Genomic DNA, 23,428 nt, shown 5'->3' with positions numbered 1-23,428 from the left:
CCCCATATTTGTCAAAGGGGCGGCCATCTCCCCCGCAAGGGGGGAGATCAGCCTGCGCTGACGTCGCCGCCAATCATCGAGGTTGGAGGAAAGGTGTGAGCGGCGAAGCTGCCAATCTCCCCCCTTGCGGGGGAGATGGCCGGTAGGCCAGAGGGGGGTGCGAAGAAGCTCCACGGCGATTGCTTTCGCGCCCATCGTCTCACGCCATGGCGTGGCGGTGGTTGGCCGAGTAGCGGCCGCTGATGTGGTGTTCGAGCTGGCGTTCGATGTCGGTCAAAAGGCTCGAGGCGCCGAAGCGGAACAGTTCGGGTTCGAGCCAGGGCCGGCCGAGCTCTTCCTTCATCAGGATGAGCCAGTCGAGCGAGACCTTTGCCGTCGAGATGCCGCCGGCCGGCTTGAAGCCGATGAGATAACCGGTCTGCTCGTGATAGGCCCTGATGGCCCGGACCATGGCGAGGCCGACGGGCAGCGTCGCATTGACGCTTTCCTTGCCGGTCGAGGTCTTGATGAAGTCGGCACCTGCCATCATCGCCACCATCGAGGCGAGCGTGACATTGCGCAAAGTCGCCAGATCGCCGGTGCCGAGGATGACCTTGAGATGCGCCTCGCCGCAGGCAGCACGCATCTCTTTGATCTCGTCATAAAGCTCCTGCCACTTCGCACCGAATACCAGTCCGCGCGGGATGACGACGTCGATCTCGTCGGCGCCGTCCGATACCGACGCCTCGATCTCGGCAAGACGTGTCGACAGGGGTGCCAGGCCATGCGGAAAGGCCGTCGACACCGCAGCCACATGGATGCCCGAGCCCTTCACCACTTCCACGGCGGTGGCCACGAACGGATGATAGACGCAGACCGCCGCCGGCCGGATCAGCACCTCACCCAGTCCCAGCGCTTCGACAAGATCGCGCCGCAGCGGGTTCAGCGCCTTGGCGCAGAGCCGGCGCACACGTTCATCGGTGTCGTTGGAGTTGAGCGTCGTCAGATCCATCAGCGAGATCGACCTGAGCAGCCAGGCCGCCTGGTTGTCGGCCTTGATCGAGCGCCGTTTGGTCAGCGTGCCGACCCTGCGCTCCAGCGCCGAGCGGTTGACGCTGCGCAGCGATTCCAGAAAACCAAGATCCAGCGCCATGCCGGGATTGCGCGCAATGGCGTGCCTGTCGGCCGCATTCGCAACCAGCCGCGCCGGCAAGGGGGTCACAATAGCGGACGACGGGTTCTCGGCTTCGCGCAGCTTGCCGCTCATGTGACTGCCTTTCTTCCGGACGCCTTGTCGTCGGCGCGACATCTCAAGAGCCGTCGACGGAAAGCCATGCTTTCGTCGCGGCAAAACAAGAATAGCCCGTGCAGCTATGCTCCACGAGTCCCCGGGGCGGAAGATAGACGAAAAATCGGAACGACGCAGCGTTATTTTGACCAGATGGTCAAAACGCCGGACCGACCAGGCGATCCGGCGCTGATAGAAATGTCAGCCGACGAAGGCGCGCTCGACGACGAAGCTGCCCGGCTCATGCAACGAGCCCTCGACGAAGCCGAGGCTCTCGGCCAGTTCCTTGACATCCTTCAGCATATGCATCGAGCCGCAGATCATGATGCGGTCGGTTGCGGGATCGAGCTTGTCGATGCCAAGATCGCTGAAAAACTTGCCCGACGAAATCAGCGCGGTGATACGGCCCATGCGCTCGGATTGCTCGCGCGTCGTCGAATTGTAGAGCGTGACGCGGCCATGGGTCAGCTCGCCGATCAGCGGGTCGCTTTCGAGATTGGCGACCAGTTCCTGGCCATAGGTCAGCTCGGCCACATCGCGGCAGGTGTGGGTGAGGACGACGTGTTCGTAGCGCTCATAGGTGTCGGGGTCACGCAGCAGGCTGGCGAAGGGCGCGATGCCGGTGCCGGTCGAGATCATGAACAGGCGCTTGCCCGGGGTCAGCGCGTCGAGCACCAGCGTACCTGTCGCCTTCTGGCGCATCAGAACGGTGTCGCCGGGAACGATCTTCTGCAATTCGGAGGTCAGCGGACCATCCGGCACCTTGATCGAGAAGAACTCGACCTCGTCGTCCCAGGACGGGCTCGCCACCGAATAGGCGCGGTAAACCGGCTTTTCGGCATTGGGCAGGCCGATCATGACGAACTCGCCCGAACGGAAGCGCAGCGACTGCGGCCGGGTGATACGGAAGGAAAAGAGGCGATCCGTGTAATGCTTCACCGAAACCACGGTTTCGGCGTAAACATTGGCAGGGATTGGGAACTGAAGTGGCTTGGCTTCGGCCGTCTTCAGCGCTGCTGCGGTGTTCATCGATCAAACCTCTCGCCCGGCGCGGCGACGTTTCCAGACCCGGCGCGCAGCGGAAATACAGGCAAATAATGGGACCTTGTTCGGGTTATTAATTAGTATACAAATGATATCAGCGTCAAGATTGTGGCATAAAACGCCTTTCTAAACTGGCACAGGAACGTAGTCCGGGCTTTTCGGGATTAGTCCATGGACGAGAATATTCCCGCAGAGGCGGGAAATGTCGTGGCAGGCATCGATGTCGGGGGAACCTTCACCGACCTGCTGCTGATCGACGGCAGGGATGGCGGGACGGTCCGCATCGCCAAGACACCGACAACAGTTGAAAACCAGGCCCATGGCGTGATCGCGGCACTCGCAGCAACCGGCTTTCCGGTCGCCGACATCGACCTCATCGTGCATGGCACGACCACCACCACCAACGCAGTCCTTGAGCGCCGGCTGGCCAGGACCGGCATGATCACAACACGCGGCTTTCGCGATGTGATCGAGCTCGGCCGGCGCACGCGGCCGCAGCCCTACGGCATGACAGGGGTGTTCGTGCCGGTCATTCCCCGCAATCTCCGGCTCGAGGTCACCGAACGCGTCGAGGCCTCGGGACGGGTGCGCGAACCGCTCGACGAGGACGAGGTCCGGCAGGCAGTGGGCCAGCTGGTCACTGCCGGCTGCGAGGCGCTGGTCATCCATTTCCTTCATGCCTATGCCAATCCGGCGCATGAGCGCCGCGCCGCCGAGATCGCTGGGGAAAGCTGGCCGAACGGGCACATTACGACAGGACATTCGCTGCTTTCGGAAGCGCGCGAGTTCGAGCGCGGCGTCACCGCCTCGGTCAATGCCGCAGTGCAGCCGATCCTCGAACGCTATGTCGGGCGGCTGCGCGACGAGCTGACCGCGCGCGGTTATGGCCGCGACTTCCTGATCATGAACGGCAATGGCGGCATGATCTCGGCGCGCTTCGTCACCCGCGAGGCAGCCAAGACCGTCATGTCGGGGCCGGCATCGGGCGTTATCGCCGCGGCCCATACCGGCCGGCGCGCCGGCTATGGCCATCTCGTCACCTATGACATGGGCGGCACCTCGACCGACGTCGCACTTATCCTCGATGCGGAGCCTGCGGTCTCCAACGAGATCGAGATCGAATATGCGATGCCGATCCATGTGCCTATGGTGGCAGTGCACACGGTCGGCGCCGGCGGCGGCTCGATCGCCCGCGTCGATGCCTCCGGGCTGATCCAGGTCGGGCCGGAGAGCGCCGGCGCCAATCCCGGACCGATCTGCTACGGCCGCGGCGGAACCGAGCCGACGATCACCGATGCCAATCTGGTGCTCGGACGGCTCGACCCTAAGAAACTGCTCGCCGTCGACGCACCGGTGACGGTCGAGGCCGTGCGGAAAATCTTCGCCGACAGGATCGGCAAAGCGACCGGGCTGGACGGTGTTTCGGCGGCAGGCGCGGTGCTCCGGCTCGGCAACATCAAGATGGCCGGCGCCATCCGCATGGTGTCGGTGTCGCGCGGCCACGACCCGCGCGATTTCACCCTGTTTGCCTTCGGTGGCGCCGGGCCGTTGCATGCCTCGGCGCTGGCCCGCGAGCTCGGCCTGCCCCGGGTGCTGGTGCCGGCGAGGCCTGGCATCACCAATGCGCTCGGCTGCGTCGTCGCCGATTTGCGCCACGATTTCGTCAACACGGTCAACCAGCCGGTCGCGCTGCTCGACGAAAAGCGGGCGCGGGACATTCTCGCCGGGCATCGCACGGCAGGCGAGGCGCTGATCGCCCAGGAGGCGGTGCGACCGAAGAACATCCGTGTCAGCCACTCCGCCGACATGCAGTTCGTCGGGCAGACGCACATCGTCAACGTGCCGCTACCCTCGGCGGACGTCGACCGCGCGACGTTGCAAGCGCTGTTCGAGAAGGCCTATTTCGCCCGCTTCAAGGTCGAGCTGCCGGAGATCCGCGCCAATCTCGTCAACCTCAACACGTCGGTGACCGGCGCGCGGCCCGAGGTCGACCTCAGCCGTCTGATCGACCCGGCGGGACGGGCAGCGACACTGGCGGAAGCGTTGCGCGAAATCAGGCCGGTGTGGTTCGACGGCAGTTGGCACGACACGCCGGTCTATCTCAGGGAGAAGCTGCCACTCGACGCCGAGATTTTGGGACCGGCGATCCTCGAGCAGATGGACGCGACGACGGTGTTGGAACCAGGCGACCGGGCGCGGTCGGACCGGGATGGAAACGTCATCGTCGAGGTGGGAGCAAGCGCATGAAGCCCCCCTCTCAGTCTCGCTTCGCTCGCCACCTCACTCCCGCTCCGCGGGGGCGAGGAACCCAAGCCGAAGGGGCGCTGGCGGCAAAGCTGCGTTTCCTCTCCCCCGTCGAACGGGGGAGAGGTGCCGAGCGCAGCGAGGCGGATTGGGGGTCGACCAGCTGGACGCCAAGCGAGGTTGCCGCATGACCCTCGACGCCATCACCCTTTCCGTCATCCAGGCGGCATTGCAGCAGACCTGCGACGAGATGGACCTGACGTTTTCGCGCGCGGCGTTTTCGCCTGTTATCGCCGAGGCCAACGACCGCTCGGATGGCATCTATTCGGCGATCGACGGCGCGCTGATCGCGCAAGGGTCGCAAGGGCTGCCGGTGTTCGTCGGCGTCATGCAGCACTCGACCAAAACCATCATCGAGATGATCGCGGACGGGCGTGTACTGCCGCCGGAGCCAGGCGACATCTATGTCGTCAACGACCCCTATCTCGGCGGCACACATCTGATGGACGTGCGTTTCGCCATGCCGGTGTGGCGCGCGGGTAAAATCTTCTGCTGGCTGTCCAACACCGGTCACTGGCCCGATATCGGCGGTGCCGTGCCAGGCGGCTTTTCCGCCTCGGCGACGGCAGTGGAACAGGAGGGCCTGCGCCTGCCGCCGGTCAAGCTGTTCAAGAAAGGGGTGATGGACCCCGAGATCTACGCCATCATCTGTTCCAACATCCGGGTGGCCGACCAGCGCATCGGCGATATCAGGGCTCAGGCCGCCGCGCTGCATGTCGGCCAGGACAGGCTGTTCCAGCTTCTCGATCGTTACGGAGACGACACTGTCACGGCGGCCATCGCCGAACTGCGCCGCCGCGCGGCGGAACAGATGCGGGCGCATATCGCTGCCCTGCCCGACGGCACCTACCGGTCAAAGGCCTTCGTCGATTCCGACGGTGTGGTCGACGCCCCGCTGACCATCGCGCTGTCGGTCGAAAAGGCCGGCAACACGCTGACCTTCGACTTCACCGGCTCGTCCGCCCCTTGCGCCGGGCCGATGAACAGCGTGCTGGCGACGACGCTGTCGTCGGTCTATCTCGCCATGCGGCACATCTTCCCCGACGTGCCGATCAGCGCCGGCGCCTTCGAGCCTCTGATCGTCAAGCGGCCGGAGGGCACGTTCCTGGATGCGCGCTACCCTCGCCCCGTCTCGGGCTGCGCGGCGGAAGTCTCGCAGCGTATCGCCGAGGCCGTCTTCGCCGCCATGGTGCAGGCAGCACCGGACAAGGTGACGGCCGCACCCGCCGGTTCGAGCGGCAATTTCGCGCTCGGCGGCAACGATCCGGCGCGCGGCCGCGACTATGTCATGTACCAGATCTCGGGCGGCGGTTATGGCGGCAATTCAGGCCATGACGGGCTGTCCAACGGCTGCTCGACCATCGGCATCTCGAAATCGCCGCCGGTCGAGATCATGGAGCAGGCCTATCCCGTGCTCTACCGCCACTATGCCTTGCGCGAGGGATCGGGCGGTGCCGGCAAGCAGCGCGGCGGCTTTGGCCTCGCCTATGAGATCGAATTGCTGCGCGGCGCGGCACGCGCCTCCTTCGTCATGGACCACGGCCGCACCGGCCCGCAGGGCGCGCTCGGCGGGCACGATGGCAAGGTCAATTCGGTGACGGTGTTTCGCGACGGTGTGGCGCATGTGCCGCCGCATCTGTCCAAGGAGCAGGACATTCCGCTGAAATCAGGCGACCGCGTATCCGTCGCCACGCCCGGCGGCGGCGGTTATGGCGATCCGATGGAGCGCGATGCGGGGCTGGTGCTGCACGATGTCGGGCTCGGCTATTATACGCGTGCGCAGGCGGCCGACATGTTCGGCGTGGTGATCGGGGATGATGGGGTCGATGCGGCGGAGACGGAGCGGCTGAGGCAGAGGTAGCCCCCTCTCCGTCACGGCTTCGCCGTGCCACCTCTCCCCCATTTCATGGGGGAGAGGAACCGAGCTCTGGCAGATTGCGCCCTTCAAGATTGGCGTTTCCTCTCCCCCACGCAGTGGGGGAGAGGTGGCCGCGAAGCGGACGGAGAGGGGGCTAATCGCCCTTCCCTCCCCGCGGCGTCAATCGTCAGCCCAGAACCTTGCCATCCTCACCGAAGCGATAGGTGCGGGCAGGTTCGGGCGTGGCATAAAGCGTGGCGCCGGGGCCGGTCTGGTATTCGCCGAACAGGCGGATGGTGATCAGGCCGGCCTTCTCCGTCTCCAGGAACACATTGGTGTCGGCGCCGAGATGTTCGGCGTGGACCACTGTTCCTTTCCACGCGCCCTCGGTCTGGCTGACCGAAATGTGCTCGGGGCGGACGCCGACCGTCTTGGCGGTTTCGCCAAGGCGGGCACCGTCGATGAAGTTCATCTTCGGCGAGCCGATGAAACCGGCGACGAACAGGTTGGCCGGCTTGTTGTAGAGCTCCATCGGCGCACCGACCTGCTCGATGCGGCCAGCATTGAGAACAACGATACGGTCGGCCAGCGTCATGGCTTCGACCTGGTCGTGGGTGACATAGACCATCGTCGCCTTGAGGCGGTTGTGCAGTTGGGCGATTTCGAGGCGCGTGTTGACGCGAAGAGCGGCGTCGAGGTTCGACAACGGCTCGTCGAAGAGGAACAGCTTGGGCTCGCGCACCAGGGCGCGGCCGATGGCAACGCGCTGGCGCTGGCCGCCGGACAGTTCGGCCGGGCGGCGCTTGAGGTAGGGCTCCAGCGACAGCATGGCCGAGGAGGCGGCGATACGCTTGTCGATCTCGGCTGTCGCCGTGCCGGCCTGCTTGAGGCCGAGCGCCATGTTGTCGCGCACGGTCAGATGCGGGTAGAGCGCGTACGTCTGAAACACCATGGCGATGCCGCGCTTCGACGGCGGGGCGTTGGTGACCCTGGTGTCGTCGATCAGCACATTGCCCGAGGTCGCGTCCTCGAGGCCAGCGATGAGGCGCAGCAGCGTCGACTTTCCGCAGCCCGACGGGCCGACGAAGACGACGAATTCACCGTCCTTGACGTCGAGGTCGATGCCCTTCAGCACGTCGACCGGGCCGAAGGACTTCTTGACGTTTTCGATCTTGACAGAACCCACAGGTCTTCCTTCCTGTTTTCCTGACGCATGATCCCAACCGAAAAGTCAGCAACTTTTCGGGGTCATGCTGTTAAAGCTTGACCGGGAGGCCGGTGCGGACGCTTTCGTCCGCGGCGAGGCACACGCGCAGTGATTTGACGGCGTCGTCCATGTGGCGGGTAAGGTCGATGTCCTCGCGGATGGCCTTCAGCACGAAGGCCTGCTCGCGATCACACAGGCCCTGGTGGCCCGGCTCGTCCTTCATCGACAGGTCCTCGTCGGCATGGACAAAGTTGCCGTCGGCGCCGAGCTCGGCGCGATGGACGCGGATCATGCTGGTCTTGGTGTGGGAATCGACGTCATCCGACTTGGTGGCCGCCTCGTTGACGACGATCGAGACGCTGCCCTTGGGCGAGATCACGTCCTTCACGAAGAACGCCGTTTCCGACATCATCGGGCCCCAGCCGGCCTCGTACCAGCCGACCGAACCGTCGGCGAACAGCACTTGCAGGTGACCGTAATTGTACATGTCGGGCGCGATCTCGTCGGTCATGCGCAGTCCCATGCCACGCACCTCGACCGGGTTGGCGTCGGTGATCTGGCACATGACGTCGAGATAGTGCACGCCGCAGTCGACGATCGGCGACGTCGTCTTCATCAGCTGCTTGTGGGTGTCCCACTTGTGGGCCGAGGACTGCTGGTTGAGGTTCATGCGGAACACGTAGGGACCGCCAAGCGCACGGGCTTCGCCGATCAGGCGCATCCAGGAGGGGTGATGGCGCAGGATGTAACCGATCACCAGCTTGCGACCATTGGCCTTAGCGCAGGCGACGACCCGCTCGGCGTCGGCGATCGTTGTTGCCAGCGGCTTCTCCAGGAAGACGTGGCAGCCCATCTCCATTGCCATGACGGCATAATCGGCATGGCTGTCGGAATAGGTGTTGATCGAGGCGACGTCTGGTCTGAGTTCACTCAACGCGCCTTCGAAGGAGCGCTGGATGCCGTAACCTTCCATGCCCTCGGGCAGCGGCACGTCGGAGCGATTGACCAGGGCTGCGATCTCGAAGCCGGGGTTGTTGTGATAGGCCAGCGCGTGGCTGCGGCCCATGTTGCCGAGGCCGGCAACGACGACGCGAAGGGGCTTTTCAGTTGTCACTTGACGGCTCCGGAAGTGATGCCGCGGATTAGCTGCCGCGAGAAGAAGAAGTAGAGGATCAGCACCGGCAGGATCGCCAGCGAGAGTGCCGCCAGCACGGCGTTCCAGTTGGTGACGAACTGGCCAATGAACACCTGGGCGCCTAGGGTGACCGTCTTGGTCGCCTCGGACGGCGCCAGGATCAGCGGGAACCACAGGTCGTTCCAGATCGGGATCATGGTGAAGACCGCAACCGTCGCCATTGCCGGACGGACCAGCGGCAGGACGAGGCGGAAGAAGATGCGGTATTCGCTGAGACCGTCGATGCGGCCGGCGTTCTTCAGATCGTCCGACACCTGCTTCATGAATTCGGACAGGATGAAGACGGCGAGCGGCAGGCCTTGGGCGGTGTAGACCAGGATCAGCGCGGTCAGCGTGTTGACCAGGCCCGACGCCACCATCAGCTGCAGGATCGCGACCGTGCCGAGGCGGATCGGGATCATGATGCCGAGGGCCAGATAGAGGCCCATCATGGTGTTGCCCTTGAAGCGGTACTCCGACAGCGCAAACGCCGCCATGGCGCCGAACAAAAGCACCAGGAACAGCGAGGCAACCGTGACGATCAGGCTGTTCTGGAAATAGAGGAAGAAGTCGCCCTGCGCCATCACGGTGGTGTAGCCGATCAGGTCGAAGGTCTCTGATGTCGGCAGCGACAGCGGCGACCGGAAGATGGCGTTGCGCGACTTGAACGAGTTGACGACGATGACGATCACCGGAAACAGCGCGATCGCGGTGTAGGTCAGCAGCACCGCATGGGCGCCGATGGTGCGTGGCAGGGAGGAGGCAGCCTTGCTCATGACGCCCTCAGAACTGGTAGCGGCGCAGCCGCGTCTGGATAAGGAACAGGTACAGGCAGACGCCGGCGAGGATGATGAAGAACATCATCGAGGCGATGGTAGCGCCCATGTTCTTGTCGCCGATCTGCAGCTGGAAGCCGAAGAAGGTGCGGTAGAGGAACGTACCCAGGATGTCGGTGGCATAGTTTGGACCGGCAAGCGCGCCCTGCGCCGAATAGATCAGGTCGAAGGCGTTGAAGTTGCCGACGAAGGTGAGGATCGAGATGATGCCGATGGAGGGCAGAATCAGCGGCAGCTGGATCTTCCAGAACTGCGAGAAACCGGTGACGCCGTCACATTCGGCGGCCTCGATAACCTCGTCGGGGATCGACAGCATGGCGGCGTAGATCAGCATCATCGGGATGCCGACGAACTGCCAGACCGAGATCAGGCTGAGCGCGGTCAGCGCGTATTCTTCCTTGCCGAGCCAGGGCACGAACAGGCTCTTCAGGCCGACGAGGTCGAGCAGATTGGGCGCGACGCCCCAGAGCGGGCTCAGGATCAGTTTCCAGGCGAAACCGACGATGACGAAGGACAGCAGCGTCGGGATGAAGATCGCCGTGCGGTAGAAGGCCGAGAAGCGCAGCTTGGGGCTCGACAGCAGGGCCGCAAGGACCACGCCGATCGGGTTCTGCACCAGCATATGGATGATGAAGAACCAGGTGTTGTTGCCGAGTGCGTTCCAGAACGAAGCCGACCAGCGCGGATCGCCGAACAGAGTGCGGAAATTATCGAGGCCGGCGAAGACCTGGGCGTTGTCGACATTGCGGAACAGCGACAGCTGCAAGGTGCCGAACAGCGGCAAGATCATGACTGCTGTGTAGATCAGCACGGCCGGCGCCAGGAAGACGGCTATGTGCCAACGCCTCGGTCTTCTGTCTTGGCTATGCTCTAGGCTTTGCTGCGACATCTCAATATCCCTGGGTCCGGCCGTTTGGGAGGCCGTTGTTCATCATAGCGAGGATGGACCTCTGCGGGCTTCCCGCCAATGGCCTGGGAAGCAGTAGCGCATCTTTGTGCGCGAGCATTCAACCCCTCTTGCCGATTCCGCGAGGTTCGAATTCGCTGAGGGGATGGAGAGCGCCGCCAAAGCGGCGCCCTCCAAGCGAGCATCAAGCCCGCCGCATCTTACTTAGCCGGCTTGTACCAGCTGTCGAGGCCCTTCTGCAGTTCGGCAGAAGCAGCTTCCGGGGTCTCGGTGCCGTTGATGACGTTGGCCGACTTGACCCAGGTTTCGTTCTCGAGGTTCGGCGTGCCGCGCGACAGGACCTGATAGGTCGAGCGGATCGTCGGCTTGCACTTCTCACGCCAGGAGACGAACTCCTGGGCCAGCGGATCTTCCATCTTCACGGCGGCCGAGTTCAGGCTGAAGAAGCCCGGTAGCGCGTTGGCATAGATGGACGCAAATTCTGGCGAAGCCACCCAGGTCAGGAAGGTCTTGGCGGCTTCGGCATTCGCGCTCTTGGGGTTGAGGCCAATGCCGATGTCGTTGTGGTCCGAGATGTAGCAGGTGTCGCCAGCCTTGCGGACCGGCGGCGGGAAGGCGCCCATCTTGAACTGAGCCTGGGTGTTGAAGGTCGCGATCTCCCACGAACCGGCCGGATAGATGGCGGCGCGACCGAGGGTGAACAGGTTCTGGCTGTCCGGATAGGTCTGGGCTTCGAAACCGTCGCCGAGGTAAGGCTTCCACTTGGCCAGCGTCGCATAAGGCGCAACCCAGTCGGCGTCGGTCAGCTTCTGATCGCCCTTGATCAGCGCCAGGCGGCCTTCCTCACCCTTCCAGTAGTTCGGGCCGATGTTCTGATAGCCCATGGTCGCGGCTTCCCAGAGGTCCTTGGTGCCCATCGCCATCGGGATGTAGGTGCCGTCGGCCTTGATCTTGTCGAGCGCTGCGAAGAACTCGTCCTCGGTCGCCGGCACGGCAATGCCGAGCTTCTCGAAGGCGTCCTTGTTGTAGATGAAGCCGTGGATGACGGACGCCATCGGCACGCAGAAGCTGGCCTTGCCATCGTCGGTCTGCCAGGCGGACTTGGCGACGTCGGAGAAGTTCTCCATGCCCTTCAGCGAGGTCAGGTCGGCGAGGTGACCCTTCTTGAACAGCTCGAGCGAAGCGTCGAACGGACGGCAGGTGATCAGGTCACCAGCCGAGCCTGCGTCGAGCTTGGCGTTGAGGGCGGCGTTGTACTCGGTCGGAGCGGACGGCGAGAAGGTGACCTTGATACCCGGATTGGCCTTCTCGAAGGCCGGGATCAGCTTTTCCTGCCAGATGGCGAGGTCGTCGTTACGCCAGCTTTCGATCGTCAGCGTCTTGTCCTGGGCGAGAGCGATCCCGGCGGAGCCGAGAATGCTGGACGCCATCAGAAGTCCAGTAAGCAACCTGTTAGACATTTCAGTTCTCCCTGTTTTGTACTTTCTCTCGGGCCTCTACTGATGAGAGCCACTGCTCCCCTCGAGCTTCGAAAGTGCGGACCTGAGCCGTTGATCCGCCCCTTCAAGAAGTTGGTTTGCCGCTTCCGGGCTGGACGCGCCGGAAGCCAAAAGGATGGCGAGCTTGACCGAACCGCCGCTCTTTGCGAGCAGGGCCTGGGCAGTCGCCGTATCGCAGCCTGAAATGGCCGAAACGATACGCGCGGCACGCTCGTGCAGCTTGATGTTGTCGGCGTGCAAATTGACCATGTAGCCGTCATGGACATGACCGAGATGAATCGCGGCCAGCGTCGACATCATGTTGAGCGCAATCTTCTGCGCCGTGCCGGCGCCCATGCGGGTCGAGCCGGCAACGACTTCCGGCGGCGTCGCCAGCAGCACGGAAACATCGGCGCGGTCAAACATCGGCGCGCCTGCATTGTTGGCGAAGGCGATGGTCGCGGCACCGCGGCGCCGCGCCTCTTCGAGCGCGCTCATTGCATAAGGCGTCGAGCCGCTGGCCGAGACAGCGACAAGGCAGTCGCCCGCTTCCAGGCCGGTCCCGGCAACGTCGCTGGCGGCCAGGGCAACATCGTCCTCGGGACCGCCGGCGAGATTGACCAGCGCCTCGCGGCCGCCAGCCAGAAGAATGAAGACACGCTCGCGCGGGATGCCGAAGGTGCCGGGCAGTTCGAGCGCATCGGCCAGCGCCATCAGGCCAGAGCTTCCGGCCGCCGCGTAGACGAGACGACCGCCGCGCGAGAGGCAGGCAGCAATCTTTTCAGCGGCTTGGGCAATTGCGGGGATGGCGGCGTGAACGGCGCGCGCAGCTTCGATCTGCGCATCGGCAAGCAGGCGAAGAACAGAATCGGGTGCCTGGGCATCAATACCCCCGGCATCCTTGTGCACCGCTTCTGTACGCCTTGACGCCATTCTGGTCTCTCCCTTTCATCGACAATACCAAAAAAATACCACTTGTCCAGCGCCGTTAATAAATTCCTTTGCTGCAGCGCAAGGCAATTCAAAAATCCCTTAAAATTCAATTGAATGGGCATCAGGCTCCGCCATCCGAAATTTAACACTTGGCTATTGGTATTTTATTGGTATTATCAGCATCGAGGAGAAAACACCGTGGATCTTGTGCTCGGGATAGATGGTGGCGGCACTGGCTGCCGGGCCGCTCTGGCCAATGCTAGCGGCGATATCATCGGCCGCGGGCGTGGCGGGCCGGCCAATATCCGCACCGACCTTGCCGGTGCGTGCAACAATATCGTCGAGGCAGCCCGCCAGGCATTCGTGGATGCCGGCCAGGACCCGGCATTGATCGCCAATGCCGACGCGGTGCTCGGGCTCGCAGGCGCCAATGTCGGCGACTACAAGCAGCGGCTTGAAGCCATGCTGCCGTTTCGAAACAGCTCCGTAGAGAATGACTCGCTGATTTCGTTGGAAGGCGCGCTCGGCGACCATGACGGCGCGATCGCGGCACTCGGCACCGGCACCGTCTACCTTGGTCGCAGGCTCGGCCAGTTCCAGCCCCTCGGCGGCTGGGGCTTTCAGATCGGTGATCTCGGCAGTGGCGCGCGCATCGGCCGCGACCTGCTGCAGGAAAGCCTGCTGGTCTACGACAGGATCCATGCCGGCTCGGCACTGACCGACATCATGCTGGAGCGCTTCAACGACAACCCCAGCGACATTGTCGAGTTCACCACCAATGCGAAGCCCGGAGACTACGGCCAGTTTGCGCCGATGGTTTTCGAGCATGCAGCAAAAGGCGACGCTGTCGGACAGAAGCTTGTCGAGCGCGCCGTTGCCGACGTCGAGGAAACGCTCGCCGTTTTCGATCTCGCGCCCAGCGAACGACTCTGCCTTCTCGGCGGGCTCGCCGGCCTCTATGCACCGCTGCTTTCCAAGCGCTATCGCACCATCATGCATCCGCCGCTGCAGGACGCGCTCGGCGGCGCCGTGCAGATGGCGGTGAAGAAATTCCGCAAAGCGGGAGGTCACCATGGATGACGGTGCCGAACGCATTTTCGCCGCCCTGCGCGACGTCAGCCAGTCTGGCGCGCCACTGTACCTCCAGCTCAAGAAGAACATCGAGGAAGCGGTCAAGCGCGGCCTGATCGGTCCCGGCGACGCCCTGCCCTCGGAGCGCGATATTGCGGCCCAGGCCGACATTTCGCGCGTCACCGTGCGCAAGGCGGTGCAGGACCTTGTGAAGTCGGGCGTGCTGGTGCAGCGCCACGGCTCGGGCACATTCGTTGCCCCGCGCATGGAGCGCGTCGAGCAGTCGCTGTCGCGCCTGACCTCGTTCACCGAAGACATGGCGCGACGTGGAATGGCCGCTCGGTCGCAATGGCTCGATCGCGGCATCTACACCGCTTCGCCGGACGAGATGATGGTGCTTGGGCTCTCGGCCAGCGAGTTGGTATCCAGACTCAGCCGCCTGCGCATCGCCGACGAGACGCCGCTCGCCATCGAGCGCGCAACAATTTCGGCTTCGGTGCTGCCAGACCCTCACGAAGTGACATCTTCGCTCTATTTGGCTCTTGGCAAGACCGGTCATCGACCGGTCCGGGCCGTGCAGCGCATCTCCGCCGTCAATCTCGGCGAAGCCGAGGCACAGCTCCTGGCCGTGCCCATTGGCTCGGCCTGCCTGCAGATCGAGCGCATTTCGTACCTTGCCAGCGGCAAGGTGATCGAGTTCACCAAGTCGATCTATCGCGGCGACGCCTATGACTTCGTCGCGGAACTGAGATTGCCCGGCCCGGATGGGCAAGAAGGAGAAGCTACTTGAACGCGACTACCCATATGCGGCGCGAAATCGCCGAAATCCCAGAAGCGACCGCCCGCCTGCTGGAAGGCTCGGCCAAGGAACTGGCGGAGACCGGCCTGCACCTGAAGCGCGCCCAGCCGCGTTTCGTCACGACGGTCGCCCGCGGCTCCTCCGACCACGCCGCCTCCTTCCTCAAATACGCCATCGAGCTCAATGCCGGCCTGCCGGTGGCTTCGATCGGCCCGTCGATCTCGTCGATCTATGGCGCCAAGCTGAAACTCGCCGATTCCGCCTGCCTTGCCATCTCGCAGTCGGGCAAAAGCCCCGACATCGTCGCCATGGCCGAGGGCGCACGCGCTGGCGGCGCACTGACGATCGCACTGACCAACACCGCCGGCTCGCCGCTGGCCGAGGCGTCCGAACACGCCATCGATATCCGCGCCGGCGTCGAGAAGAGCGTTGCCGCCACCAAGACCTTCGTCAATTCGGCGGTCGCAGGCCTCGCCGTGCTTGCCCACTGGACCGGCGACGACAAGCTGCTCGCCGCGCTCGACGCTCTGCCCGAACACTTCGCCAAGGCCGTCGACTGCGACTGGATGGGCATTGCCGGCGAGCTGACCGAAGGAAATTCGCTGTTCATCCTCGGCCGTGGCCCGTCCTTCGCCATCGCCAACGAGGCGGCGCTGAAGTTCAAGGAAACCTGTGCCATGCACGCCGAGTCCTACAGCGCGGCTGAAGTGATGCACGGCCCGCTGGCGCTGGTGCGCCCGGGCTTCCCGGTGCTGGCGCTGGCCGCGCGCGACGCCTCCGAACCGTCGATCGCCCAGGCCGCCGACGGCCTCGCCGACCGCGGTGCGGCGATCCACATCACCTCGTCGCTGGCCAAGAAGGCCAAGGTGCTGGAGCATGTCGCCACTGGCCATCCGCTCACCGATCCGCTGATGCTGATCGCCTCGTTCTACGGCTTCGTCGAGGCCTTCGCCCGCCATCGCGGCCTCAACCCCGACACCCCGCCCAACCTGCGCAAAGTGACCGAAACGATATGAGCGACCGTCTTGCCATAGCAGCCGGGCGCATCTTCGACGGTGACGCCTGGCACCAGGACGCCGCGCTGCTGGTTGCGGACGGTGTCATCGAGGGCATTGTCGCGCGCCGCGATATCCCCGATGGCGTGAAGGTCGCCGAGGCGGGCGCCATGCTCGTTCCCGGCTTCATCGACCTGCAGGTCAATGGCGGCGGCGGGCTGATGCTCAATGACAAGCCCGATGTCGACACGCTCGAGATCGTCTGCAGGGCGCAGATGGCCTTTGGCACGACGGCGGTGCTGCCGACGCTGATCACCGACACGCGCGAGATCACCCGCTCGACGATCGCCGCCGGAGCGGAGGCCGCCAGGCGCAAGGTGCCGGGCTTCCTCGGCCTGCATCTCGAAGGCCCGCATCTGTCGCTCGCCCGCAAGGGTGCGCACGATCCGCAATTGATCCGCCCGATGGATGCCGACGACGAGGCGGCGCTGATCGCTGCCCGGCCGACAATGCCGGTGCTGCTCACCACCATCGCGCCGGAATCGGTCAAGGCCGAGCAGGTCAAGCTGCTTGCCGATGCCGGCATCGTCGTCAGCCTCGGCCACACCGACACCAGCTACCGCACCGCCAAGGACTATGCCGAGGCGGGCGCTTCGATGGCGACACATCTGTTCAACGCCATGAGCCAGATCGGCAACCGCGAGCCCGGGCTCGTCGGCGCTGCTGTCAACATTCCGACGCTTTCGGCCGGCCTGATCGCCGACGGCATCCATGTCGATCCGGCGGCAATGCACATTGCGCTCAAGGCAAAGAACGGCCCTGCCCGCATCTTCCTGGTCAGCGACGCCATGGCGACCATCGGCACCGACCTCAAATCGTTCCAGCTCAACGGCCGCACCATCAAGCGCGAGAACGGCCGCCTGACGCTGGAAAACGGCACGCTTGCGGGTGCCGATCTCGACATGATTTCGGCGGTACGCTTCATGCACGAGAAGATGGGCTATTCCCTCGACGAAGCCATCCGCATGGCCTCGCTCTACCCGGCCGAAGCGGTCAAGCAGGAGCATCGCCTTGGACGACTGGCCAAGGGCTATGCGGCGAACGCCGTGCAGCTGACCGACGGGCTCGACGTGTCGGGAACGTGGATCGACGGCAAGAAGGTGTTTGAGGCTTAGCCAGCGGGCGGGGAAGCTCCCCCTCTCCGTCACGGCTTCGAAGCCGTGACGGAGAGGGGGAGCCTTTTCCCCTAATATCCAAGTCTCAGATCACCGCCTTGTCGGCAGCAGCCCGGATCGCCTCGATGTTTGCCGCATAGGCCGAGGGTCCGCCCTTGAACACGGCATTGCCGGCGACGAGCACATTGGCGCCTGCGGCGGTGACCAGCGGTGCGGTTTCGGGCGTGACGCCGCCGTCGATTTCGATGTCGATCGGACGGTTGCCGATCATCGCCTTGACGCGCTTGACCTTGTCGATCACCGCCGGGATGAAGGCCTGGCCGCCGAAGCCCGGGTTGACCGTCATCAGCAACACCAGGTCGAGGCGGTCGAGCACGTATTCGATCACCGATTCCGGCGTCGACGGATTGAGCGACACGCCGGCCTTCTTGCCGAGATTGCGGATTGTCTGCAGCGAGCGGTCGAGATGCGGACCGGCTTCGGCATGAACCGTGATGATGTCGCAGCCGGCGTCAGCGAAAGCCGCGAGATACGGGTCGGCGGGCTGGATCATCAGATGGCAGTCGAACACCTTGTCGGTGCGGTTGCGGATCGCCTTGATAACAGGCGGGCCGAAGGTGATGTTGGGGACGAAATGGCCGTCCATGACATCGAGATGGATCCAGTCGGCGCCTGCGGCGACGATCGCCTCGACCTCGTCGCCGAGCTTGGAGAAATCGGACGACAGCACCGAGGGTGCAATCAGGGTCTTGTTGCTCACGTTCAGGCCTTTCGAAAGGGGCAGAGCCGGTTTTCCGGACTGCCTAATTAAAGCGGCGGCCCTTGTCGAGCCGAGAATCCCGCCGCATCGCGGCCAAGCGCAATTCCGGGGAGATGTGCGGCGGTTTTCCGACCGTAGTTGCGGAAAAGAAGCCGAGCAGGCCGTCACTCGAAAAATGGTGCCCTCACGCCTGAAAAGCAGACCCCCGCCGGCCAGGCCGGCGGGGTTCCATGCGTTCGCTCCGATCACTGCGGAATGATGTTGTTGTTGCTGGGCCGCTGAGGCTGTGGCTGCCTCTGCGGGATCAGGCCGCGGAACACGTCAGGATTGATCGGCATGATCTCGAGCGTCGGACGCTGGCGCGGACGGCAGTTCGGATACTTGCCGATCGTGCCGCGCGGGCATTCACGCTCGACGGTCATGCACTGGCCGTTGATCAGCACCTCGCCACGGCGGCAGACGGTGTCCTGACGGTCGGGCACGCAGCGGCCGCGCACCAGCGAGGTGCCGTCTGGGCACTGCGTCGTCGGTGCCTTGCGGCATGCGCCCCTGATCAGCTCGGTACCACGCGGGCAGATGCAGCGCCCGTCCTTGGTCCGGATCTGGCCAGGCAGCAGCGTGCACTGACGTACCGGCGGCACATCCTTGACGCAGCGGCCGTTCCTGAGCTCGGTGCCGCGCGGGCAGATGCAACGTCCGTCCTGCGTCCGGATCTGGCCCGGAAGCAGCGTGCACTGGCGCACCGGAGGCACATCCTTGACGCAGCGGCCGTTCTTGAGCTCGGTGCCACGCGGGCAGATGCAGCTTCCGTCCTGTGTCCGGATCTGGCCGGGCAGCAGCTTGCACTGCCGTTCCGGCGGCTGCTCCGGCCGCACGCATTTGCCATTCGACAGTTCCGTGCCGCGCGGGCAGATGCAGCGTCCGTCTTCGGTGCGGATCTGGCCCGGCAACAGGCGGCATTGCGGTTTGACCGGCGGAACCGGCGTCACCGTGCCGCCATCGGGCACGCACTGGCCATTGCGGAAGGTCGTCCCCTCGGGGCAAACGCAGCGGCCTGCCTGGTTGAGCACGAAGCCTTCCGAGCACTGCTGCTTTTCTTCATGGTCGATCAGGAAGCGGTGGCAGGCATAAGGGCTGCCGCCAAGGCCGCCCGGAACTGCCGTGCCACCGGCCATATCGAGCCCGCGAACCGGCGTGTCGGGCGGAAGCACGGCAACGCAGTTCTGGGCCGGCGCCGGCCGCGGGAAGTTGGCAAGGCGACCATCGTCCGGGATTACCACCGTCACCCTGTGGACACGGCTTTCGCCGGCGCCGAGGCTGACGTTGGCGACACAGGACAGCGGCAGCGTCGTCGGTTCCGGCGAGCAGCCGAAGGGCGGTTCGATCGAGCTGATCGGAACGCCGTCCAGCCGGCCGAGCCCGTCCACGCCGATCGCATCGCCGATGCGGACCGAGCCATTGAAGGGACCGGTGCCGCTGTTGGTGATGGTGATCTCGAACGTGCAGGGCTGGCCGGTCCGGCACAGCCGGTCGCCGGTCTTCTGGACACTCAGCTTCGGACGTCCCGGATGCGGGATGCGCATCTCGGCACAGGCCTTGTTGTTGGCCAGCACCGTCTCACCGGGGATCGCCTGCACTTCACCGCAGTTGCGGATCGTGTCGGACTGGTAGTCCGCCGGCACGATGGCAACCACGGAGAGCGGCACAGACGCGCCCGGCACCAGCGCCACGCCGGGATGATCGCAGCGGAACTGACCGGGGCCGGCTGGACCGCAGGCCCAGGGCGGGGTCGGTCCGAAGGTCGAGGACGCCGGCGCTCCCGTGGGATAGTCGTCGATCACGGTCAGCGGGCCGACATAGTTTTGGGTGCCGTTGTTGTAGACACGGATCAGGAAGCTGCAGACACCGGCGGCGCTGCAGGACACCGAACGTGGGTCCTTGGTGATGCGCAGGTCGACCTTCTTCTCGACAGGCGGACGGCAATCGGGATCGCCGCGCTTGCAGATCGGAATGGTGGCGCAGGCCTTGTCGTTGTCGGTACGGCCAAACGCCTCGGGCTTGCCGCTCGCCGTGTAGTCGTACTCGGCGCAGTTGCGGATGAAGCGTGCTTCCCAGCCTGGTCCGGGCTTGAAGCCGATCTTGAGTTCGACAAACTCGCCGGGATCGAGTGTGGTCGCGGGATGCTCGCAGCTCATCGGGCTGGTTGCCGGCAGACAGGTCCAGGGCGGATTGGGCCCGGAATCTATCGTCGCATTGCCTGGCAAGGTCACTTCGTCGAGCACGATCTTGCCGTTGTAAGGGCCGTCGCCGACATTGGTAACGCGGATGGTGAAGTTGCAACCGCCAAGATAGGTGCAGCGGGCAACGTCGGCACGCTTCTCGACCTTGATGTCGGGCTGCTTTTCGGGCGGGCACCTGAGGTCGGGCGGAATGACGATATCGACGGTCTGGGTGCAGCACAGGCCGACACCTTCTTCCGGACCGGCATAGGTCTCGATGCCGGTGACGATCAGATGCACGACATCACCTGGGCCGGCACCTTCGATCTCCCAGTGCAGCACGCCGCCACCAGGCGGAACGAGCTGCAGCGGCGGATCGATGGTGATGCCGGGCGTGGTGGTGCGAAGCTGCACCCAGCGGCCGGCCATCTCGGGTCCGACAGGCATGTTGTAGATGTAGGCGCCGCCGCCGGGCACACAATCGACATCGCCGCGTTCGACTTTGAAGCACGGCCCGTCACCGCCAGGAGGCGGGGGCGGAGGCGGCTCGCAGTCGGTGACGTCGATGCGGATAGAGGTCTTTTCGCCGGTACGGAAGTCGCCGTCGTCGGGCTTGGACGGATCGTGCGAGGGGATCTCGATCGAGCCGGGGCCTGCCGAAAGCTTGACGAAGCCCTGATTGTCGACGACCGCGGGCGCCGGGAAGGCGGCGTGGTCGATCAGAGCCGTGATGCGGATGTCGATGTAGCGCTCGTTGGGTACACCGACGCCGTCGAGATCGGTCGCCGACAGGCGGAAGTCGGAAATCGTGGCCGTATCATTGGGGTTGGTCGTGGTGCCGATGGTCGCTGCCGGCAATGGACCGCCGACGGCATCGGTGCCGTCACCTGATGCCTGGACGTTGACGATCGTCAACCCAGCGGCGACCTGGTCGCGGAAGTCCATCCGCAACGCCTTCAGGCCGTTGGCGAAGGCCGGATCAAAGAATTTCTCCGGATTGCCGCGGGCGCCGAAACGCAGATTGTAGATGACATAGTCGCAATTGCGCTGGACGCCCTTCTTGGTGAAGAACGGCACGACGTCGTCGTGGCCGGGATGCGGTACGGCATGGTCGAGCCTCAATTCAGGCACGACCTCGGGCAGCGGCTGGGCTGCTGCCGGCGACAAGGGCATGGCGGCGAGCGCGATCCCTGCTGCCACCAGCCAGCGCGCGCCGCGCCTGGCAAAGGACAGGGGTTTCATGATCGTCTCCATGACGGTTGGGTTGCTCTGCGTGGCGAGCGGGGCGGAGGTGTGAAGTGTCATCTCTCCCTCCCTCACGGTTCGCAGCTTGCGGCGGGCGTTGCCAGCGGCACCACCACCTTGCAGCAAGGGTAATAGCCACCCTTGTCGGCGTCGGACTGCTTGTAGAAGCACAGGCCGACATTGACCGTGTCGCCGGGGAAGTGCCCCGTCACCCCGATGGTGAACGGCGCGCCCGGAGCCTTGGTCTGTTGCAACGGTGTAATGCCGACGCCCGGCGTCCTGGAATCGGCCTTGACGGAATCGCCGCCGATGCCTGCAACGTCGCGCACATAGAGATCGGCCTCGAGCCCGGCCGGGGTGCAGAAATACTCGACCGCCTCGACGTCGAGACAAGGCGGGATGTTGCCGGGCGGCGGGAAGTCCGGCGGCCACAGCGGCGTCGGATAATCGCCCGGATAAGGGAGCTGCTCGTAGTAGCCGGCACGGCCTTCGCATGGCCGCCAGATCTCGACGTCGCCGACGTGACCCTCGACCTCGGGGTCCTCGAAGAAGCTGTCGAAGTCGACGAACCACGAGCCGAAGGGCGGAACGTTGGCCGGCTTGACGAGTGAGGGCGAGGTGATCTGCACGCCATGGACGGCAAGCGGACCGCCCACGGCGAGCTGCTCGGCCAGGGCCGGATTGTCCCTCAGCTTGTCGCCCGTCTTGACGATGGTGTCGGTGCAGGCGTTGGGGTTGAGGAAGCCCTGCGCGTCATAGCCATATTGCAGGTCGATGCCGCCGGCCGACTGGCGATTGCCCTCGGGGAAACCGACGGCATATTCCTGCGGCACCGGCACCCAGATGCTTTCGGTCGCCGGATCGTCGGGGCTTTCGCGCCAGTAGCGGATGACCTCGCCATCGCCGGTGTCGGCGAACTGGCTGTAGTCGTAGCGGTTTTCGATCTCGCCGCGCTGGGCCAGATACATGAAGCCCTTGTTGTCGAAGGCGATGTCGGTGACCGGAAGGTCCTTGTCGGCCGTAACCGTCAGCTCCCAGCGCGGATCGCCGGCGAATTTGCCGTCGCGGGCGATACCGACCGACCAGATCTCGGCCTTGTCACCGACCGCGTAGTAGACGCGGCCGCCATAAAAGGCTGTGCCCCAGACCCGACGTTCGTCCTGGGTGTAGCCCCAGGTGCCTGCGTCCTCGCTGTCGAAGGCGGCACCTTCGATATCCATCACCGCGCCGTCGTCGGCCGTCGGCGCCAGTCCGCGCACCGGACGCCCCTCAACACCGTGGTCGAAGGTGTCGACCGCAGCGCCCGTTGCGTCGATGCGGTGGATCAGGCCGGTGTCGAGATCGGAGGCGAAGAACTGGCGATGAACCTTGTCGAAGGTGACGTCGCCAATGCCGGGACCGCTGTTTGTGTCGATGTCGGCGAATTTGCTGACGGCACCCGAAATGCCGTCGATGCGCCAGATGGTGCCGGGTCCGCCGCCATTCTCCTCGCCGAACTGGCCGGCCATGAAAGTGGCGCCGGCCTTGCCGCGACGCTCGCGCTCGGGCCGACCGTCTGCGTCGGCGTCGGGCGTGACGATGCGAATGCCGTGCAGCGAGGTCGCGCCCGCGTAGAGGTCGGGTACGCCTGACGGGGTACCGTTGCGGACGCCATCGTCAAAGGTCAGGGCGAAGACCTGGCCGATCTGGCTGGCCAGGACCTCGAAGGGCTGCGGCGTGTTGACGAGTTGGCCGGAGGGTGGTCCGCCAAGTGCCGTGACGTCGAAAACGCGCAAGGTCGCGCGCTCGGTGTCGATGAAGGTTTCGTCGACCGGATCGACGCCGGGTGGCAGCCCTTCCTCGAACCCAGGGATGACGGTGCCGGAAAAGCCGGTCACCGCCATCGATCCGGGATTGATGATCTGCGTTTCCTGGGCCTGTGCCGGTGGCGCCAGCCACAGGCCGGCGGCAAGCGCCAGGGCGGCCATGCCGGCATTGAGCGCCAGTGCCCTCAGGCGGAGGCTGGACGGTTCGGCTGGTCGCGCGAGCGCGCCGGAACCACCACGAAAGCACGGCATGGCACCTCTCCCGAGTTGGGTGGAAGAAGGTGCTGGCGCGCAAGCAAGTGCAAAGCGCTGATACCCGGCACTTTCCTCCCTTGCAGTCCTTAGAATGTC

Annotated in this window: 17 protein-coding genes; 6 read left to right on the top strand and 11 right to left on the bottom strand. The window is 64.7% G+C overall.

The window, feature by feature from the left end; all coding sequences use genetic code 11:
• Positions 1-199 precede the first annotated feature (199 nt).
• Both deoC and Amn_RS01705 read right to left on the bottom strand, forming a co-directional pair.
• Positions 200-1,246: a deoxyribose-phosphate aldolase gene (deoC, locus tag Amn_RS01710; protein ID WP_286294389.1), complete on the bottom strand. Its 1,047-nt coding sequence runs from the start codon at positions 1,244-1,246 to the stop codon at positions 200-202.
• Between the two features lie 222 nt (positions 1,247-1,468).
• Positions 1,469-2,296, bottom strand: coding sequence for a ferredoxin--NADP reductase (locus tag Amn_RS01705; protein ID WP_286294388.1), 828 nt, complete (start codon positions 2,294-2,296; stop codon positions 1,469-1,471).
• 186 nt (positions 2,297-2,482) lie between these two features.
• On the opposite strand from Amn_RS01705, the gene Amn_RS01700 reads away from it, so the two are divergent.
• On the top strand, positions 2,483-4,558 hold the full coding sequence (locus tag Amn_RS01700) for a hydantoinase/oxoprolinase family protein (RefSeq protein ID WP_286294387.1): 2,076 nt from the start codon (positions 2,483-2,485) through the stop codon (positions 4,556-4,558).
• Between the two features lie 184 nt (positions 4,559-4,742).
• Entirely contained in the window at positions 4,743-6,476 is a 1,734-nt protein-coding gene (locus Amn_RS01695; RefSeq protein ID WP_286294385.1) for a hydantoinase B/oxoprolinase family protein, read from the top strand.
• A gap of 184 nt (positions 6,477-6,660) precedes the next feature.
• On the opposite strand, the gene Amn_RS01690 is transcribed toward Amn_RS01695, so the two are convergent.
• The 6 genes from Amn_RS01690 to Amn_RS01665 all read right to left on the bottom strand — a co-directional run bounded on the left by Amn_RS01690 (position 6,661) and on the right by Amn_RS01665 (position 13,008).
• On the bottom strand, positions 6,661-7,659 hold the full coding sequence (locus tag Amn_RS01690) for an ABC transporter ATP-binding protein (RefSeq protein WP_286294384.1): 999 nt from the start codon (positions 7,657-7,659) through the stop codon (positions 6,661-6,663).
• Between the two features lie 70 nt (positions 7,660-7,729).
• Positions 7,730-8,746 carry a Gfo/Idh/MocA family protein gene (locus tag Amn_RS01685; RefSeq protein ID WP_502874762.1) on the bottom strand — a complete coding sequence of 339 codons (1,017 nt, stop codon included), beginning with the start codon at positions 8,744-8,746 and terminating at the stop codon, positions 7,730-7,732.
• A gap of 44 nt (positions 8,747-8,790) precedes the next feature.
• The gene (locus tag Amn_RS01680) at positions 8,791-9,630 is read right to left on the bottom strand and encodes a carbohydrate ABC transporter permease (RefSeq protein WP_286294382.1); all 840 of its coding nucleotides are present in this window, start codon (positions 9,628-9,630) and stop codon (positions 8,791-8,793) included.
• A 7-nt stretch (positions 9,631-9,637) separates the two neighbouring features.
• Positions 9,638-10,579 (bottom strand): carbohydrate ABC transporter permease, encoded by a 942-nt coding sequence (locus tag Amn_RS01675; protein ID WP_286294381.1) that lies wholly within the window; start codon positions 10,577-10,579, stop codon positions 9,638-9,640.
• A gap of 218 nt (positions 10,580-10,797) precedes the next feature.
• Positions 10,798-12,057, bottom strand: coding sequence for an ABC transporter substrate-binding protein (locus Amn_RS01670; protein WP_067955257.1), 1,260 nt, complete (start codon positions 12,055-12,057; stop codon positions 10,798-10,800).
• 36 nt (positions 12,058-12,093) lie between these two features.
• Positions 12,094-13,008: an N-acetylmuramic acid 6-phosphate etherase gene (locus Amn_RS01665; RefSeq protein ID WP_286294379.1), complete on the bottom strand. Its 915-nt coding sequence runs from the start codon at positions 13,006-13,008 to the stop codon at positions 12,094-12,096.
• Positions 13,009-13,206: 198 nt separating this feature from the next.
• Between Amn_RS01665 and Amn_RS01660 the strand changes: the two genes are divergently transcribed.
• From Amn_RS01660 to nagA, 4 genes are read left to right on the top strand one after another with little or no spacing between them, the layout of a single operon-like run.
• Entirely contained in the window at positions 13,207-14,088 is an 882-nt protein-coding gene (locus tag Amn_RS01660) for a glucosamine kinase nucleotide-binding domain-containing protein (RefSeq protein ID WP_192319340.1), read from the top strand.
• On the top strand, positions 14,081-14,869 hold the full coding sequence (locus tag Amn_RS01655; protein ID WP_286294378.1) for a GntR family transcriptional regulator: 789 nt from the start codon (positions 14,081-14,083) through the stop codon (positions 14,867-14,869). The genes Amn_RS01660 and Amn_RS01655 overlap by 8 nt, the downstream gene beginning before the upstream one ends.
• A gap of 14 nt (positions 14,870-14,883) precedes the next feature.
• Positions 14,884-15,894: an SIS domain-containing protein gene (locus Amn_RS01650; protein WP_286297807.1), complete on the top strand. Its 1,011-nt coding sequence runs from the start codon at positions 14,884-14,886 to the stop codon at positions 15,892-15,894.
• Positions 15,891-17,048: an N-acetylglucosamine-6-phosphate deacetylase gene (gene nagA, locus Amn_RS01645; protein WP_286294377.1), complete on the top strand. Its 1,158-nt coding sequence runs from the start codon at positions 15,891-15,893 to the stop codon at positions 17,046-17,048. Before Amn_RS01650 ends, nagA begins: the two co-directional genes overlap by 4 nt.
• Before the next feature lie 85 nt (positions 17,049-17,133).
• On the opposite strand, the gene rpe is transcribed toward nagA, so the two are convergent.
• The 3 genes from rpe to Amn_RS01630 form a co-directional block, all read right to left on the bottom strand.
• Positions 17,134-17,808 carry a ribulose-phosphate 3-epimerase gene (rpe, locus tag Amn_RS01640; RefSeq protein ID WP_067955269.1) on the bottom strand — a complete coding sequence of 225 codons (675 nt, stop codon included), beginning with the start codon at positions 17,806-17,808 and terminating at the stop codon, positions 17,134-17,136.
• A 245-nt stretch (positions 17,809-18,053) separates the two neighbouring features.
• A complete protein-coding gene (locus Amn_RS01635; RefSeq protein WP_286294376.1) occupies positions 18,054-21,332 on the bottom strand; it encodes an EB domain-containing protein in 3,279 nt (1,092 codons plus the stop codon).
• Positions 21,333-21,343: 11 nt separating this feature from the next.
• Positions 21,344-23,329, bottom strand: a complete 1,986-nt coding sequence (locus Amn_RS01630) for an NHL repeat-containing protein (protein WP_502874744.1) — start codon at positions 23,327-23,329, stop codon at positions 21,344-21,346.
• Positions 23,330-23,428: the final 99 nt, after the last annotated feature.

Origin of the sequence: Aminobacter sp. Y103A (genome assembly GCF_030294925.1) — a bacterium.
GTDB lineage: Bacteria > Pseudomonadota > Alphaproteobacteria > Rhizobiales > Rhizobiaceae > Aminobacter > Aminobacter ciceronei.
This window is presented reverse-complemented; position numbering and strand designations above follow the sequence as displayed.